General features: G+C 60.9%; 16 protein-coding genes. 8 read left to right on the top strand and 8 right to left on the bottom strand.

Annotated features, from left to right (window positions below):
- Positions 1–10 precede the first annotated feature (10 nt).
- Positions 11–463, bottom strand: coding sequence for an HPP family protein (locus BN1135_RS00525; protein ID WP_042018085.1), 453 nt, complete (start codon positions 461–463; stop codon positions 11–13).
- 76 nt (positions 464–539) lie between these two features.
- Here BN1135_RS00525 and BN1135_RS00520 point away from each other — a divergent pair, with 76 nt between their 5' ends.
- Entirely contained in the window at positions 540–1,106 is a 567-nt protein-coding gene (locus tag BN1135_RS00520) for a TetR/AcrR family transcriptional regulator (RefSeq protein ID WP_042018032.1), read from the top strand.
- 124 nt (positions 1,107–1,230) lie between these two features.
- Positions 1,231–2,325 carry a porin OmpA gene (gene ompA, locus BN1135_RS00515; RefSeq protein WP_042018031.1) on the top strand — a complete coding sequence of 365 codons (1,095 nt, stop codon included), beginning with the start codon at positions 1,231–1,233 and terminating at the stop codon, positions 2,323–2,325.
- Between the two features lie 78 nt (positions 2,326–2,403).
- Here the strand turns inward: ompA and BN1135_RS00510 are convergent, their stop codons facing one another.
- The 6 genes from BN1135_RS00510 to BN1135_RS00490 all read right to left on the bottom strand — a co-directional run bounded on the left by BN1135_RS00510 (position 2,404) and on the right by BN1135_RS00490 (position 8,924).
- A complete protein-coding gene (locus BN1135_RS00510) occupies positions 2,404–3,513 on the bottom strand; it encodes a YeeE/YedE thiosulfate transporter family protein (RefSeq protein WP_172954038.1) in 1,110 nt (369 codons plus the stop codon).
- A 122-nt stretch (positions 3,514–3,635) separates the two neighbouring features.
- Positions 3,636–5,255 carry a methyl-accepting chemotaxis protein gene (locus BN1135_RS00505; protein WP_042018030.1) on the bottom strand — a complete coding sequence of 540 codons (1,620 nt, stop codon included), beginning with the start codon at positions 5,253–5,255 and terminating at the stop codon, positions 3,636–3,638.
- Between the two features lie 187 nt (positions 5,256–5,442).
- Positions 5,443–6,339, bottom strand: coding sequence for an EamA family transporter RarD (gene rarD / locus BN1135_RS00500; protein WP_042018029.1), 897 nt, complete (start codon positions 6,337–6,339; stop codon positions 5,443–5,445).
- Positions 6,340–6,464: 125 nt separating this feature from the next.
- Entirely contained in the window at positions 6,465–6,635 is a 171-nt protein-coding gene (locus BN1135_RS21920; RefSeq protein ID WP_162850131.1) for a hypothetical protein, read from the bottom strand.
- A gap of 125 nt (positions 6,636–6,760) precedes the next feature.
- Positions 6,761–8,257, bottom strand: coding sequence for an aldehyde dehydrogenase (locus BN1135_RS00495; protein ID WP_042018028.1), 1,497 nt, complete (start codon positions 8,255–8,257; stop codon positions 6,761–6,763).
- Between the two features lie 124 nt (positions 8,258–8,381).
- Positions 8,382–8,924 (bottom strand): cupin domain-containing protein, encoded by a 543-nt coding sequence (locus BN1135_RS00490; protein ID WP_042018027.1) that lies wholly within the window; start codon positions 8,922–8,924, stop codon positions 8,382–8,384.
- Between the two features lie 186 nt (positions 8,925–9,110).
- Between BN1135_RS00490 and BN1135_RS00485 the strand changes: the two genes are divergently transcribed.
- The 6 genes from BN1135_RS00485 (at position 9,111) to BN1135_RS00460 (ending at position 15,710) form a co-directional block, all read left to right on the top strand.
- Entirely contained in the window at positions 9,111–10,442 is a 1,332-nt protein-coding gene (locus BN1135_RS00485; protein WP_042018026.1) for an omega-aminotransferase AptA, read from the top strand.
- Between the two features lie 81 nt (positions 10,443–10,523).
- On the top strand, positions 10,524–12,020 hold the full coding sequence (locus BN1135_RS00480; protein ID WP_042018024.1) for a CoA-acylating methylmalonate-semialdehyde dehydrogenase: 1,497 nt from the start codon (positions 10,524–10,526) through the stop codon (positions 12,018–12,020).
- A gap of 79 nt (positions 12,021–12,099) precedes the next feature.
- Complete coding sequence (locus BN1135_RS00475) at positions 12,100–12,828, top strand: glutamine amidotransferase-related protein (RefSeq protein WP_042018022.1); 729 nt, start codon at positions 12,100–12,102, stop codon at positions 12,826–12,828.
- A 181-nt stretch (positions 12,829–13,009) separates the two neighbouring features.
- Positions 13,010–13,981 (top strand): LysR substrate-binding domain-containing protein, encoded by a 972-nt coding sequence (locus BN1135_RS00470; protein WP_042018083.1) that lies wholly within the window; start codon positions 13,010–13,012, stop codon positions 13,979–13,981.
- Between the two features lie 105 nt (positions 13,982–14,086).
- Complete coding sequence (locus tag BN1135_RS00465) at positions 14,087–14,926, top strand: PfkB family carbohydrate kinase (protein ID WP_042018021.1); 840 nt, start codon at positions 14,087–14,089, stop codon at positions 14,924–14,926.
- 331 nt (positions 14,927–15,257) lie between these two features.
- Complete coding sequence (locus BN1135_RS00460; protein ID WP_042018020.1) at positions 15,258–15,710, top strand: Rrf2 family transcriptional regulator; 453 nt, start codon at positions 15,258–15,260, stop codon at positions 15,708–15,710.
- Positions 15,711–15,783: 73 nt separating this feature from the next.
- Here BN1135_RS00460 and BN1135_RS00455 read toward each other — a convergent pair whose 3' ends face one another.
- Positions 15,784–16,305 carry a ferredoxin-type protein NapF gene (locus tag BN1135_RS00455; protein ID WP_042018019.1) on the bottom strand — a complete coding sequence of 174 codons (522 nt, stop codon included), beginning with the start codon at positions 16,303–16,305 and terminating at the stop codon, positions 15,784–15,786.
- Positions 16,306–16,387 lie beyond the last annotated feature (82 nt).

Here is a 16,387-nt window from a genome sequence, read left to right as displayed (position 1 = left end):
CCTCTGTTTTTCAGGCTGTTGCTAGCCACCTTCGTCTGAGCCATTGAAATCCGTAGGCCAGCGCCATCAGCAGCAGAGTACCGGGCAGTACCGTCTGCCACAGGAACGCCTGCTCTTGTCCTGTCATCAGGATCAGCAAGGGATTGGCGCCTGCCGGAGGGTGGATGACATTCAGTCCCTGCATCAGGGCGATGGCCAGCCCGGTTGCCAGGGCCATCTGCACTTCAGCGGGGAGGGGAAGCAAGCCGATGAGCAGCCCGATGCTGGCCGTCAGTAGGTGACCACCCAGCACGTTTTTGGGACGCGCCAGCGGACTATCGGGCAGGGAAAACAGTAACACGCAGCTGGCTCCGAAAGGTGCCATTATCAGCGCCACCTGCCAGCTCAGATTGAGCCATTCCAATATGCCGATGGTGAGTGCAGCGCCCACGCCTGCCCATAATGGGCCATACCATTTCGTCATCATGTTTTCCTCTTGGTTTGCCAGCACTGATTAGGCACATTAGGTAGACAGATCGGTGTACTTCAAGAGGCAAATGATGAGCGAGAAGCGTCAACAACTGGTGGCGACGGCCTACCGTCTGTTCAACCGTCATGGCTTCCATGCCACCGGCATAGATCGCATCTGGGCCGAGGCGGGCAGTACCAAGCGCACCCTCTATCGCCACTTCCCGACCAAGGACGCCTTGATTGAGGCGGTGCTGCTCGCGCGTGACCGGGAGTTCTTCGCCCTGCTTGACCAGCGGCTGGCCGGCGTGACCGGACGCGAGGCTCGCCTGCAGGGGCTGTTCGATGGGTTCGCAGAGTGGTTTGGCCGCACTGATTTCTATGGCTGCAACTTCATCAACGCCTGCGCCGAGTTTGCCGAGCCGCGCCATCCGGTGCGCAAGCTGGTGATGGCGCACAAGCAGGCGTTGCTGAGCTGGGTGATGAACCAGCTCGAATGCTCTCTGGTTCAGGCGACCGCGCTTTGCTTGCTGCTGGAGGGGGCGATTGTGATGGCTCACAGCTATCAGCAGCCGCTGGCTCTGGAGCAGGCCAGAACGCTGGCAAAGAGCATTTTGGCCGACGATGGCGCGATAATGCTGGCCGCTTCACACTCCTGAGCTGCTGGTCATTTGAGGCTGCGTTCGGATGGGATACTCTGGAATGCGGGAAGCTGCCTGACGGCTTCACACAGGGAGAGTGCGCACTCAGGCGCCCATAACGACTTATTGCAGAGGCGAAAATATGAATAAATCCATGCTTGCCGTATTGGTCAGTGGTTTGCTGGCGGCCGGAGCCGTGCAGGCTGCCGCGCAGGACAACACCTGGTATGTCGGTGGCAAGGCCGGTTGGTCCAATTACTATGGCGTTGACCACAACCAGTATGCCGAGTCGATTGCCCAGACGTTGGGTAATACCAGCGAGAACACGGATGATCTGGGTCTGGGCCTGTTCGCCGGTTACCAGCTCAACCCCAACCTGGGTTTCGAGCTGGGTTATGACTGGCTTGGCAAATACGACACCACTTCGGGCACTGGCACCAATACTCTCAATACCGAAGCCAAGAGCCAGATGATTCAGGCCACCATGAAGATCAGCTTCCCGGCAACGAGCGTGCTGGATCTCTATGGCCGACTGGGCGGCGCCTATGCCTGGACGGATAGCGAGATCAGCTTCGCCAATAGCAGCGAGACTGGCAAAAAGCACGGCGCCGCATTTGTTGGTGCACTGGGTGCCGAATACGCCATCGATCGTGACTGGGCCGCCCGTCTGGAGTACCAGTACACCACGCCGCTCGGCGATGCGTCTCTCGATCGCTCCGGTATCGAGCTGGATAACGGTCTGATTTCGTTCGGGATGCTCTATCGCTTCGGCCAGCAAGGTGGCGAGGTTGCCGCACCTGCGCCGGCACCAGCAGTTGAACCAGCTCCGGTAGCGGTGGTTGAGCCCAAGACCTTCAGTCTGAGCTCCGATGTGCTGTTCGAGTTCAACAAGGCGACCCTGAAGCCTTCGGCCAATCAGGCGCTCGACGCCCTGTTCAGCCAGATTGTGGCGGCCAATCCGAAGGATGGCGTCGCGACTGTCATCGGTTATACCGACCGCATCGGCTCCGACAACTACAACCTGGCCCTCTCCGAAAAACGGGCCCAGAGCGTGGCCAGCTATCTGGTCTCCAAAGGCTTGTATGCCGACAAGGTGCGGGTCGAGGGTCGTGGCAAGGCCAATCCGGTCACTGGTAGCAACTGCGCCAGCCGATCCAAGCAGGAGCTGATCGCCTGTCTGGCACCAGATCGTCGGGTGGAGATCAATCTGGAAGGGGTCTCCCAGCCACTCCAATAAGCCGAGCGACGGGATCGATGAACGAAAAACGGGAGGCCAGGCCTCCCGTTTTCTATGATGTGCTGGCGATGTCGCGTGTCACAGCCCGAACAGCGGGCGCAGGCGAATGCCGATCAGGCTGCCTGCCAGTGCCATCAACATCCAGACCCAGCCGTGCAGGCTGCCAGACGCTGTGCCATCAAAGAAGCCGCCGAGGTTGCAGGCGGCGTACATGGCCCCCATCCCCATCAGCAGGCCGCCAATGATGGATGCCAGACTGTTGCCGAGCCGCATCGGGGCGAAGTTGCCGCCACCGCTCAGGCAGCGCGCCAGCATGGCCCCCAGAATGCCGAGCCAGAACATGCCGACCATGGGGTTGATAAAGAGCGGCTGGGCCAGTTTCGGGTTCCCCTCGAACAGGCCAAACAGGGAGGCGCCGCGCAGCGCCATGTCATAGACGGCGCCGGTGATGGTCCAGGCCGAGCCGTGCAGGGCGACCACTGCCGAGTTGAGCAGGGCGATGATGATGCCGCCGGTCAGCACGGTGAAGCGGCCATCGCGCCAGAACAGATTGCCACCGCTGAAGAGAGGCTTGAGCTCGCCGGTGCGCTTGAGTTCGCTGTTGCGAAACAGCATGAACAGCACGGCGACCAGCGCCAGGTTGAGCAGCATGCCGCTCCAGATATTGCCGGTCAGGTCTTTGGCCAATACCACATGACTGGAGAAGGTGGCGGTCAGTTCAGGCCGGAACTGGTTGCTGATGAGGGTGCCGATGCCGTAGCAGATCAGCACCAGCCAGAAGCGGGGTTGCCCCTCGCCACAGCAGTAGAGAGTACCGGTGGCGCAGACGCCTGCCAGCTGCATGCCGATGCCGAACAGGAAGGCTCCGACGATGAAAGGAATGCCGATAGCCATCACGTTGCCCACCATGGCATCGCCAAACAGGGCGTGACTAAAGGAGAGGAAACAGGTGAACAGCAGAATTTCGATGGCGATGGTGAGCAGGTGAACCCGCACATAGTAACTGTTGCGCTTGGTCAGCATTTCGCGCCAACCGAAGACGATGCCGAAGCGGCTGAAGGAGAGGGTGAAGCCGAAGCCGAATCCGATCAGGGCCATCAGAGCCCATTTCATACCAAAGGTGTTGCCAAGCCAGAGTAACGCTCCCCCCGCGAGTGCCACGATGGGGAGCGACCATTTTCGATTCATGTCAGTTGATCCTTGTAGTTGGTTTTTTAGAGGGGCGGATCCTATTCCCTCATGGAGTCCAATGCTACCCATTTTGCCAACGCAGAGGAAAATGGGGCGCTGACTCCCGTCAGCGCCGGGGATCAATGGTGGGTGGTGTCGAGATGGAAGTGGCGAGTCTGCTTGGTCAGGATACGGGCGTGCTGGGCGACCATGGTCGCCTCTTCGGCGGCGTGACTGGCACTCTGGTTGACCTCGGCCGCCAGCCGGGACATCTCGCTGACCTGATGATTAATCCCCTGAATGAGACGGGTCTCATCGCTCATCAGCTGATCGACCTGGGCAATGCGCTGGTTGATCGCCTCGCAGCTCTGTCCGATCCGGGCGACGCTCTGGCGCGCCGTCATCGCGTGGGTGACCGCCTGTTCGACCCGAGCCAGCTCGGCATCCATCTCGCTGGCGGCGCGCAGGCTGACATCCTGGATCTTGCCGATGATGGTGTTGATCTCGGTGGTGGCGCTGCCGGTGCGGGTCGCCAGCGAGCGCACCTCATCGGCAACCACGGCAAAACCACGCCCTTGTTCGCCAGCCCGCGCCGCTTCGATGGCGGCATTGAGCGCCAGTAGATTGGTCTGTTCCGCAATGCCGTGGATAGCGCCAGCCAGCCCGGCAATTTGCTGCGAGAGCCCGGTCAGATCCGAAATGGTGCGAGATACCCGTTTCACCCCCGCCGCTTGTTCCTCGATCACCTGTTCAACGGTGTGAATAGCGTGCGTGGCTTCTTGTGCGCGGGTGGCGGACTGGAGGGTCTGCTCCCCCACTTGATGCAGTTGGCTACCTGCCTGCTCGATGGCGTGGGTGAGCTGTTCGATGGCCTGCTCGATATGTTGGGCCGCCCCAACCTGTGCCTCACTGTCATCTGCGTGGCGCTGTGCCATGGCTGTCAGGTTGGTGGCGCGATCATCCAGCGTGCTGGCGCTGCGCTGCAGCGACGCCACCAGAGTGGCCAGCTGGTCGCGCATTGCCCCGATCTGGCGGATCAGTTCACCGATGGCATCAAGACCCGGCTCCGGCATGGGGCTGTTCAGCTCCCCTTTGGCGATTGCGGCGGTGGCTTTGCCGGCGGCCAGCAGTCGCTGTTGGGTCGGCCGTCCCAGCCAGAAGATGAGCCCGGCACCCAGCAGTGCGGCGCACAGCAACAGGCCGTAACAGAGTTGGGTGGTGCTGGCGAGATGGGCCATCTGCTCGGCGGCATACTGGTTGCCGCTGATGACGGTGGCATCCACTCCCAGCCGGTGGGCGTTATAGAGGGTGTGCAGGCGCGCGGCAATCGCTCCCGCCTGCGTCAGATCCCCCGCCTTGATGGCGGGGACAAACTGGGCGTTGAGCAGTTGCCAGAACAGCTCCCCCTGCACTTTTTGCTCCCCCAACAGCAGCTCCCTGAGGGGCTCGTTCAGTTTGCTATCTTGCCAGAAGCGGTTGCGGCTCTCGAACTCTTGCTGCAGCCGGGTGAGGGTTTGCAGCAACGCCTCCCGCTCCTCCGGTTTGGCATGGAGCAGGGTGTAGACCTGCAATTGGGATTCGATGAGGTAGAGGGGCGGCGGCAGAATATCGGCCACCACGTCCTTCCCCTGTCCCATCTGGTCGGCTGCGCTCCGGACCGAGTAAAGCCCGAAAAAGCTGATGGAGATCAGCGTGATAATGACCATGATCCCCAGAACCTGGCCAAAAAGCAGGGATCTGTCGTGAATGTGCTTGAGCATGTTGCCTCCATTCGGCTCCGTTCATGGATAGCATAGCTCTCTGTGAGGAGGATATGACTCGGATGTGGCCTTTGGATCGTCAGGTAGCCGGCTGTCGGCGCTGGTGCGCGGGAGGTAGTTGTCAGTAGGGGGCGGGTGGTGCAAAAAAGAACCCCGGCTGATGAGCCGGGGCAGAGGGTAGGTGGCGTTATGCCTGTTTTGGCACAGCTCTGCCTCGACGCAGGCCATCAAGGCTAAACAGTACCAGCGCGCTCCAGATGCAGGCGAAGGTGAGCTGCTTGTCTATCGCCAACTCTTCCCCGTAGAGGGTGACCGCGAGAATGAACATCAAACTGGGGCCTATGTACTGAAAGAAGCCCAAGGTGGAGAGTTTGAGCCGGGTTGCCGCAGCGGTAAAGCAGAGCAGAGGGGCCGTGGTGACGGCGCCAGCGGCGATCAGCAGCAGGTTGAGGTGCCAATCATTTTCTGTGAGATGGCTGGTGGGACTGTCGGCGAAACCCCACAGATAGATGGCCGCTGGCGGCAGCATGATCATGGTTTCGATCAGCAGACCGGTGAGGGCATCGAGGGCCAGTTTTTTGCGCACCAGACCATAGATGGCGAAGCTCGACGCCAGCACCAGCGCAATCCAGGGCAGGGAACCAAAGGCGATGAGCTGGATCGCAACCCCGGCAAAGGCCAGTGCGACCGCCCACCACTGCAGGCGGCGCAGCTTTTCGCTCAGAAACACCATCCCCAGCAGCACGTTGAACAGCGGGTTGATGTAGTAGCCGAGGCTGGCATCCAGCATGTGGCCGTTGTTGATGGCCCAGATAAACAGCAGCCAGTTGCCACCGACGGTGACCGAGGTAAACGCCAGTGTCAGCAACACTTTTGGCTGGCGCAGCACTGCCTGCACCTTGTGCCACTGGCGACCGAGCAGGGTCAGCACCATCAGCAAGGCGCAGGACCAGATCATCCGGTGGGTCAGGATCTCAGCGGCCGGGACGGCAGAGAGGGTCTTGAAATAGATGGGGGCTATGCCCCAAAGGGTATAGGCGCACATGGCGTAGATGACGCCCTGACGCTGGATCTGTTGCGGCATGGGGATGACCTTTACTGAAGCGTTGGATGCGGGAAAACATCGCAAAAAATCAGTGTAGCGATCCTTTTGCGGGGAAAGAAGCGAATAAACGAAGTTTGAGGGGAAGGGAGCTCGTGGCTGGCCGGTCAGCCTTTACCGCGGCGGATCTTGTCGACATCCATCAACAGCCACAGCATCAGGGCGATGGCGGAGATCCAGGGGCCCCAGGTCACGTAGGCCTCGCCGTGCCCCAGCACGAAGAACAGCAGGGGCAAACCGATCACCAGAAAAACGACGCTTCCCAGAAAAAATAGCATTTTTGTCTTTATATTTAACATGTTGGCTATTTGTCATTATAAGGATTGAGCTCTGTGATGGAAGGCCAAAAATGCAAAAGGGGGATATTTCCCCCTTTTTGATCCGATAGTGTTGTTTGGTGGGGTTATTCCAGCTGAATCCAGGTGCTTTTCAGCTCGGTGTACTTCTCCAGTGCATGGAGCGACTTGTCGCGGCCATTGCCGGACTGTTTGAATCCACCGAACGGCATGGTCATGTCGCCGCCATCCCAGTTGTTGACGAACACGGTGCCGGCGCGCAGGGCGCGGGAGCCTTTCACCGCCTTGTTGAGATCCGCCGTCCAGATTGCCGCCGCCAGCCCGTAGTCGCTGTCGTTGCCCAGTGCAATGGCCTCTTCGAGGGTATCGAAACCGGTCACTGCCAGCACAGGGCCGAAGATCTCCTCACGGAAGATGCGCATCTGCGGGGTCACGTCGTCGAAGATGGTGGGCTCGATGTAGAAGCCGCCGCTCGCGCTGTTGGTGCGGTTGCCGCCGAGAATCAGTTTGGCTCCTTCCTGCTGGCCAATCTCGATATAGCGCAGCACCTGCTCCATCTGGATGTGGTCCACCATGGCGCCGATGCGGGTGGCAGGATCGAGCGGGTCGGCCGCAATCCACTCCTTGGCATGGGCCAGCAGCCGCTCCATAAATTGCGGTTTGATGCTGTTTTGCACCAGCAGGCGAGAGGCGGCGGTACACACCTCGCCCTGGTTGTAGAAGATGGCGCCAGCGGCGCTCTTGGCCGCGGCGTCCAGATCTGGTGCATCCGCCAGTATGATGTTGGGGCTCTTGCCGCCGCACTCCATAAAGGCGCGCTTGAGGTTGGATTTGCCGGAGCACTGCACCAGATGTTTGCCAATCTTGGTGGAGCCGGTGAAGGTGATGCAGTCCACATCCATGTGCATGGCCAGCGCCTCACCCACGGTATGGCCAAAGCCCGGCAGCACGTTGAACACCCCGTCCGGAATGCCCGCCTCCTTGGCCAGACCTGCGATGCGCAGGGCGGTCAGCGGGGATTTTTCGGAAGGCTTGAGGATCACCGAGTTGCCGGTGGCGAGCGCCGGCCCCAGCTTCCAGCAGGCCATCACCAGCGGGAAGTTCCACGGCACTATGGCGGCGACCACCCCGAGCGCTTCGCGGGTCACCAGCGCCAGGGCCGACTCCTCCACCGGGGCTACCTGATCGTAGATCTTGTCGATCGCTTCGGCATTCCAGGCGATGCAGTTGGCGGCGGCGGGGGCGTCATAGCCCATGGCATCGCCGATGGGTTTGCCCATATCCAGCGATTCCAGCAGTGCCAGCTCCACCTTGTTGAGGCGCATCAGCTCGGCGAAGCGCTGCATGATCAGTTTGCGCTGTTTCGGCGGCAGGCCGCTCCAGCGCTTGTCGTTGAAGGCATCACGGGCGGCCTGCACCGCCAGTTCGGCATCGGCGACATCGCAGGCAGCCACCTTGGTCAGCAGCTTGCCGTTGGCCGGGTTGATGCAATCGAAGGTGGCGCCATTGACGGCATCCCGATAGCTGCCGTTGATAAAGGCTTGCGAGGGCAGGGTCAGATGGGCGGCCTTGTGTTGCCACTGGGCCAGGGTCAGGTCACTCATGTTCACTCCTTGAACCGGCAAAAGTCAGTTTCCGCGTATCAATATGCTAAACATCCTGCCGCTTGTAAATCCATCTTGTAACAATTCATTAAACATTGGCTCCCTGCCGACGCACGTCTGGATGTCAGAAACTGGCGGGTGTGTTGGCCGAAATCAGCATGCACTCCTGCTCGCCACTATTGCGAAAACGGTGGGGGGTGCGGCTGTCGAAGTAGTAGCCGTCTCCTGCGCCCAGCAGGTAGATCTGCTCGCCCACTGTCACTTCAACTTCGCCCTTGATGACGATGCCGCACTCTTCACCCTCGTGGCTCAGCATGTCGTCGCCGGTGTCGGCGCCCGGTGGCAGCACCTCCTGCAACATGCCGATGGCGCGGTTGGCACGGCTATGCCCGACCAGCCGGTAGCTGATGGGGTGGGTGCCGAGATCCGGCATATCGGCGGCGCGGAAGACCACTTCTGTGCTCATTTCGGTCTCTTCGGTGAAGAAGCTGGCCAGCGACATGGGGATGCCTTCCAGCACCTTGCGCAGGGAGGAGACAGAGGGGCTCACCTGATTTTTCTCGATCTGGGAGATAAATCCGTTGGTCACACCGGAGCGCTTGGCCAGCTCGCGCTGGGATAGGGCTGCCGTGGTGCGAACCGCCTTGAGGCGGTGACCGATATCCATCTATAGACACTCCTTGACTGTTTACTATTATTAAAATTGTGTTAAATATCTTATACCACCCTGTTGATGCGTCTAGCTAGGGGTGGCACCAGACAGGGCGATAATGGGCCCTTTTTTATGGATTCAGGTGTTTAATTTAATAGGCATTGGCCGACAGTTGCTAAACACCTTAAGGATGAGGTGACCATGAAACCGATCAGCGACATCAATACGCCCTCCGACATGTCCGCCTTCTGGATGCCGTTCACCGCCAACCAGCAGTTCAAGGCGGCGCCGCGCATCCTGAAGTCGGCAGAGGGGATGTATTATCACTCAGAGGATGGCCGCAAGATACTGGATGGCACAGCCGGACTCTGGTGTTGCAACGCGGGCCATGGTCGGCGCGAGATTGCCGAGGCGGTCTCCCAGCAGATTTCCCACCTCGATTTCGCTCCCACATTCCAGATGGGCCACCCCCTGCCGTTTGAACTGGCCAACCGGCTGGTGGAGATTGCCCCCAAGGGGTTTGGCCACGTTTTCTATACCAACTCCGGCTCCGAATCGGTCGATACCGCGCTGAAAATCGCGCTGGCTTGGCAGCGGGCTCGCGGTCAGGGCACTCGCACCCGGCTGATTGGTCGCGAGCGTGGCTATCACGGGGTCGGCTTTGGTGGCATCTCGGTGGGGGGGATTCCCGGCAACCGCAAGTGGTTCGGCTCCCTGCTGACCGGGGTGGATCATCTGCCGCATACCCTCAACATCGCCAAAAACGCCTTCACCAAAGGGCTGCCCGAGGAGGATGTGGCGCTGGCCGACGAGCTGGAGAAGATCGTCTTCCTGCACGATGCCAGCAATATCGCGGCGGTGATCGTCGAGCCCATCGCTGGCAGTACCGGCGTGTTGATGCCGCCCAAAGGCTACCTCAAGCGGTTGCGGGAGATCTGTACCAAACACGGCATCCTGCTGATTTTTGACGAGGTGATCACCGGTTTCGGTCGCCTCGGTTCCCCCTTCGCCGCCCAGGAGTTCGATGTCATCCCCGACATGATCACCTGCGCCAAGGGGCTCACCAACGGCGCCATTCCCATGGGAGCGGTGCTGGTGCAGAAGCACATTTATGACGACATGATGGCGGCGGGCAAGGGGGCCATCGAGCTGTTCCACGGCTACACCTACTCCGGCCATCCGGTGGCTGCGGCCGCCGGGCTGGCGACCCTCGAGATCTATCGCAACGAGAACTTGCTCTGCCGCGCCGCCGATCTGGCGGGCTACTGGGAGGAGGCGGCCCATTCGCTGAAGGGCTGCAAGCATGTGAAGGATGTGCGCAACTACGGGCTGGTGGCGGGCATCGAGCTGGAATCCATGCCGGATGCGCCGGGCAAGCGCGCTTATGAAGTGTTTGTGCGCTGCTTCGAGAAGGGGGCGCTTGTCCGCGTCACCGGCGACATCATCGCCCTGTCGCCGCCCCTCATCATCGAGCGCAGCCAGATCGACGATCTCTTCACCCTGCTGCAGGATGTCCTGCAGGCACAACCCTAATCCATTTGATGGCCCCGCACGGGCGGGGCCTTGCGTTGTCTTGCTCAGCGCAATTACCACATCAGTTATCACGGAGGATACATGACATACAGGGTCAGCAACTTCATCAACGGCCAGTTGCAGGAGAGTCGCAGCGAGCGCCAGGGTGCCATCTTCAATCCCGCCTGCGGCAAGCAGCAGGGGATCGTCGGGCTGTCGAGCGCCGCCGAGTGTCAGGAGGCGATTGCCATCGCCGAGCGCGCCTTTGCCGAGTGGTCGCAAACCCCGCCGCTGGTGCGGGCTCGGGTCTTTTTCCGCTTCAAGGAGTTGATGGAGCAGCACAGGGATGAGCTGGCCCAACTCATCAGTCGCGAGCATGGCAAGGTCTTTTCCGACGCGCAGGGTGAGCTGACCCGCGGGCTGGAGGTGGTGGAGTTTGCCTGCGGCATTCCCCATCTGCTCAAGGGGGAACACTCCCTCAACGTCGGTCGCGGGGTAGACAGCTACTCCATGATGCAGCCGGTGGGGGTCTGCGCAGGGATCACCCCGTTCAACTTCCCGGCCATGGTGCCGCTCTGGATGTTCCCGGTCGCCATCGCTTGTGGCAACACCTTCATTCTGAAGCCCTCCGAGAAGGATCCCTCCCTCTCCCTGCGGATGGCCGAGCTGCTCAAGGAGGCCGGTCTGCCTGACGGCGTGCTCAACGTGGTCAACGGTGACAAGGAGGTGGTGGATGTGCTGCTGACCGATCCGCGGGTCGGTGCCGTGTCGTTTGTTGGCTCCACCCCCATCGCCCAGTACATCTATGCCACCGCCTCGGCCCACGGCAAACGGGTACAGGCGTTGGGTGGCGCCAAGAACCACATGGTGGTGATGCCGGATGCGGATCTCGATCAGGCGGTTTCCGCCCTGATGGGGGCCGCTTATGGGGCGGCGGGCGAGCGCTGCATGGCCATTTCTGTAGCGGTGGTAGTCGGTGACGAGACCGCCGATGCGCTGGTGGCCAAGCTGACGCCGCTGGTGGAACAGCTGCGGGTTGGCCCGGGGCTGGGCCAGAGCCCGGAGAGCGAAATGGGGCCGCTCATCAGCAAGGAGCATCTGGCCAAGGTGCGCGGTTACGTGGATCAGGGGGTGGCCGAAGGGGCTATGCTGCGGGTCGATGGTCGTACGCTGAACCACGAGGAGGGGTACTTTATCGGTGGTTGCCTGTTTGACGAGGTGACGCCAGAGATGCGGATCTACCGCGAGGAGATTTTCGGCCCGGTGCTCTCCATCGTGCGGGCGCCGGACTATGAGACGGCACTTCGCCTCATCAACGAACATGAGTACGGCAACGGCACCGCCATCTTTACCTGTGATGGCGACACCGCGCGGGACTTCACGGCGCGGGTGCAGGTCGGTATGGTAGGGGTGAACGTTCCCATTCCGGTGCCGATGGCGTTTCACAGCTTTGGCGGCTGGAAGCGCTCCATCTTCGGGCCGCTCAATATGCACGGGCCGGACGGGGTTCGCTTCTATACCCGGATGAAGACGGTGACGGCGCGCTGGCCCCAGAGCCTGCGCAGTGGTGCCGAGTTCTCCATGCCGACCATGAAGTGATGCGCTGGCGCGTACTCATGGCCCTCTTGCCCCCGCTGGTCGTTGATTGGCGGGGGCGAACTCTGTAAAGGAACAACAGATGCGATTGGGAATTCTCGATTGTGACCGGCTCGATCCCGATCTGGCGGATCGTTTTGGCCCCGTTTACTCCGAGATGTTTATCAGGGGCTTCGCGGCCCTGGCCCCCGAACTGGAATTTCGGGTCTGGTCGGCTCTCGATGGTGAGCTGCCGGAGGATCTGCACGAGTGTGATGCCTGGCTCATCACAGGTTCGCGCCACGATGCCTATAGCGACATCCCCTGGATTCAGGCGCTGCGGGCGTGGATCCGCCAGGCGCACGATGCCGACGTCAAGCTGGCCGGTGTTTGCTTCGGTCATCAGGTGATCGCCCAGGCGCTGGGTGGCGAGGTGGTGAAGTCCACCAAGGGGTGGGGGCTGGGGGTGTCGGTGCATCCCATGCTGGCGGATGAACCCTGGATGGCGCCGTCGCGGGATCAGATCCGCATTCTGGCCAGCCATCAGGATCAGGTTGCCCTGCTGCCGCCGGGGGCGACCCGGCTGGCGGGCAACGATTTTTGCCCCAACTTCATGTTTTTGCAGGGGGATCACATCGTCGCTATTCAGGGGCATCCGGAATTCTCGGTGGAGTACAACCGGGCGCTGATCGAGCGGCGCCGTGGCCTGTTGCCCGACGAGCGCTACCAGAGCAGCCTCTCTTCGCTGGAGGGGGAGGTGGATTCCGCCACCATGATGCAGTGGCTGCTGCAGTTTCTGGGGATTTTGTCGCTGCAGGCTGGCGCGGCCTGAACCCGGTTTGTGGTTTGTCAGTCCCCTCTTCGGGTGCTAGATTCTGTAGCAAAATGAAGGACCAAGCGCTGCGATGTCGGGATCGGGTGATACACTGGCCGCCCTTTGTGGCGGCCAGTTTGTCTGGCTTGATCGCCGCACCAGTCTGAGCCAACCCCGCCTGAGCACAGAGAGTGAAGCCGTGAAACTACAGCAGTTAAAGTATTTGATCGCGATCCGGGATCACAACCTCAATGTATCAGTGGCATCTGATGCGCTCTATACCAGTCAGCCCGGGGTTAGCAAACAGATTGGCCTGCTGGAGAGTGAGCTGGGGGTGCGGATCTTCGAGCGCCGTGGCAAGCACCTGCACCGCATTACGCCGGTGGGGGAAGAGATCATCAAGTGTGCCGAGGCGATGCTCAATATCGAGAGCAAGATCAAGGCGATCTCCCGCGAGTATCTGGACCCGACCGTGGGTACCCTCAATATTCACACCACCCACACCATCGCCCGCTACCTGTTGCCCAAATCGGTCACCTACTTCACCAAGAAGTACCCCAAGATCTCGTTCCACCTCCATCCGGTGATGTCGGCGAGCAAGGAGCAGATCAGCAAGGGTTACTCCGATTTCTCCATCGTTGCCCACGAGATTGGCTGTGACAAGGAGCTGATAGCGCTGCCTGCCTACCTCTGGACCCTCTCGCTGGTGGTGCCGCAGGATCACCCGCTGGCCAAGGTGAAGAAGCCGACGCTGGAGCAGCTCTGCCACTACCCGATCCTCAGCTACGAGAGCGGGGCCACTGGCCGTCAGGTGCAGGACGAGGTGTTCCATGCCGCCGGTCTCGCCCCGAGTTACTACATGACGGTGATGGATGCTGGGGTGATCAAGCGTTACGTGGAGCTGGGCTTTGGCATCGGCATCATTTCATCCCTGGTAGCCAATGACACCGATGCCCCGGGGTTGGTCTCCATCAATCTGGAGCACCTGTTCAAGCCCTGTCCGGCGCAGATCTGTTTCAGCAAGAGCATACTGCTGCAGAACTACATGTATGACTTCATCAGCTCCTTCTCGCCTCACCTCACCAAGGAGGTGATTCAGAGCGTGATGCAGCAGCCGACTCAGGCGCGCATCGACGAGCTGCTGGCCGGGGTGGAGCTGCCCATCTATTGATCCCGATCGGATTCCCGATCGCTGCCGGTTGTCTCTTCTGTCAGGCTGGGCTCTACTCGGGGTTCAGCCTTCTTTTCTGGGCTATCTCCATCGTCCGAGGTCTCTATGTCCCGCATTCTGCTGCTTGCCAATCTCAACTGTGATCATGTGCTCTCCCTCTCCGAACCGCTGGTGGCGGGGGCCCGGCTGCAATATGTGGATCAGGGTCGCAGGCTGGGGGGCGGCGCCGCCAACACCGGCATCGGGCTGGTGTGGGCCGGCCACGAGGTGACTATTGCCTCTCGCATCGGACTGGATGAGGCTGGTGACTGGCTGCTGGAGCAGGCGGCCGGTTACGGGCTGGATTGCAGCCATGTGGAGCGTTTTGGCGGCGAGACCGGCGAACTGCTCATTCTGGTGGACTCCACCGGCGAGCGCACCATACTGCGCCGTCCTCGGCGTCCCGATTTGCCCGGCGAGCTGCCGCTGGAGGGGGTGGATTGCCTCTATGTGAACTATCCCGGCACCGCCATCATCAGCTACATGCGCCAGATGCTCGGCAAGAGCTTCGTGGTGGCCCAGTATCCCAAAGGGGGGCAGGCACGCCGCCCTTGCCATGTGCTGGTGGCCTCCCGCTCCGATCTCGGGGAGGTGAGCGACCCCTGGCAACATGCCCGCCAGCTGGCGGGGGAGCAGCTCGAATGGCTGGTGCTGACCGAGGGCAAGGCGGGGGCCGTGGCCATCCACGGTGACGAGCAGATCCGGGTCGCCGCCCGGCCGGTTTCGGTGGTCGATACCACGGGGGCGGGGGATGCCTTCGCCGGTGGCTTGATTCACGGGTTGGCGCGGGGCATGGCGATCAAGGATGCGCTGCAGTGCGCGGTGGATTGGGGGGCATTCGCCGTCGCCTCCGAGAGCTCCATCCCCTCGGTCGCCCTCAAAAACTGGCTGAAACAGCCCCACTGAACCACCTCTCTGGCGGTCGATTCAGGATCGGAACGCGGGCCATATGGCTACTCGTAGAGGGGGCTTGGTGAGGGGGACTGTTCGGGAGATTTACCCGCAATAAAGCGGGCAAACGCCGGGGTAACCCGGCAAGTTTGCGATCAATCAAAGAAAGTGTCGATTTATGTGCATCTTCATCGACACCCGCTGGTGCTGCTCTTAACCTGTCACTCCGCAACTCAGATTAAGAGACAGGTCCCCCTGGTGAACAGGGACAAACCGGTTGTCTCCTGCCTCTTAGCTCAATGTTGTCGTCCTGATTCCTGGCTTGTAGTAAGAGGCAAGTGAGACCATGCAACTGACACGATTTACCGACTACGCCCTGCGTACCCTGACCTTTCTGGCGATTCAGCCAGGGGATCGCCTGTCGACAATTACCGAAGTGGCCGACACCTTTGCGATCTCGCGCAACCATGTGGTCAAAATTGTGCACCAGCTTGGCATCAAGGGGTATATCGAGACGGTACGTGGCAAGCACGGTGGAATCCGCTTGGGTCGCTCTGCGGTCTCCATCAATCTGCGGGATGTGGTGATGGACATGGAGCACGTGCTCTGCCCGGTCGACTGTAAGCGCGAGAACTGCCGTCTCTCCGGTGGCTGTCGTATTCAGGGCATTCTGCGCCGCGCCATGAATGCTTTCCTCGAAGTGCTGGGTGAATACACCTTGGCCGATGCGGTGCGTGATCCTAATCGTCTCTGCCACCTGCTGGGTATCGAGCAGGATCCCGTCGTGACCATGGCCTGACAGGGCGCGAAATAACGAATACGCGATAAAGGGACCTTGATTGGTCCCTTTTGCTTTTGTGCGCAGGTGGTTTTTAACGACTGCCCGGCTGGCGGATCAGGGTGATGGCGCCGTGCAGGCAGGCGAGGCCGCAGGCACCGCAGCCGTTGCAGGCATCCATGTTGACGTTGATGCCATCGGCGCTGGCCTTGATCGCCAGCTGGGGGCAGGCATCTTCACAGAGCAGGCAGTAGAAGCCCTGTCTGGCCTGACAGCTCTCCTCGATCTGGACCCGGGTCTGCACCTGACGACCCAGTTGCAGGTCGAGGGCGCCAGTGGGACAGGCTCTGGCGCAACTGCCGCAGTAGCTGCACTGGCCGCAGGCGAGATCGAGCACCGGCGTGCCCGCAATGGGGCTCCCCTCGTACTCCTCCTGGGTGGCCGGTTTGAGCAGGCCGCGCGGGCAGGCCTTGAAGCACTCGCCGCAACGGTTGCACAGAGAGAGGTACTGGGACTCCTCGATGGCCCACGGCGGGCGCGCTTCATGGCAAACCACGGCGGGCTTGCGGGAAGCTTGCCAGCCTTGCGTCAGCCAACGGAGGAAATAGTGAGTCATGCGCGCCCCTGATACCTATTAGGGGTTAATTTTATCGAAGTTTCGGCAAGCAGGCCAGAGAATAGCGGCCACCAGGATCGCA

Source organism: Aeromonas sobria, from assembly GCF_000820145.1.
Taxonomy (GTDB): Bacteria; Pseudomonadota; Gammaproteobacteria; order Enterobacterales; family Aeromonadaceae; genus Aeromonas; species Aeromonas sobria.
Note: the sequence above shows the minus strand (reverse complement) of the source record. Positions and strands in the feature narration are given on the sequence as shown.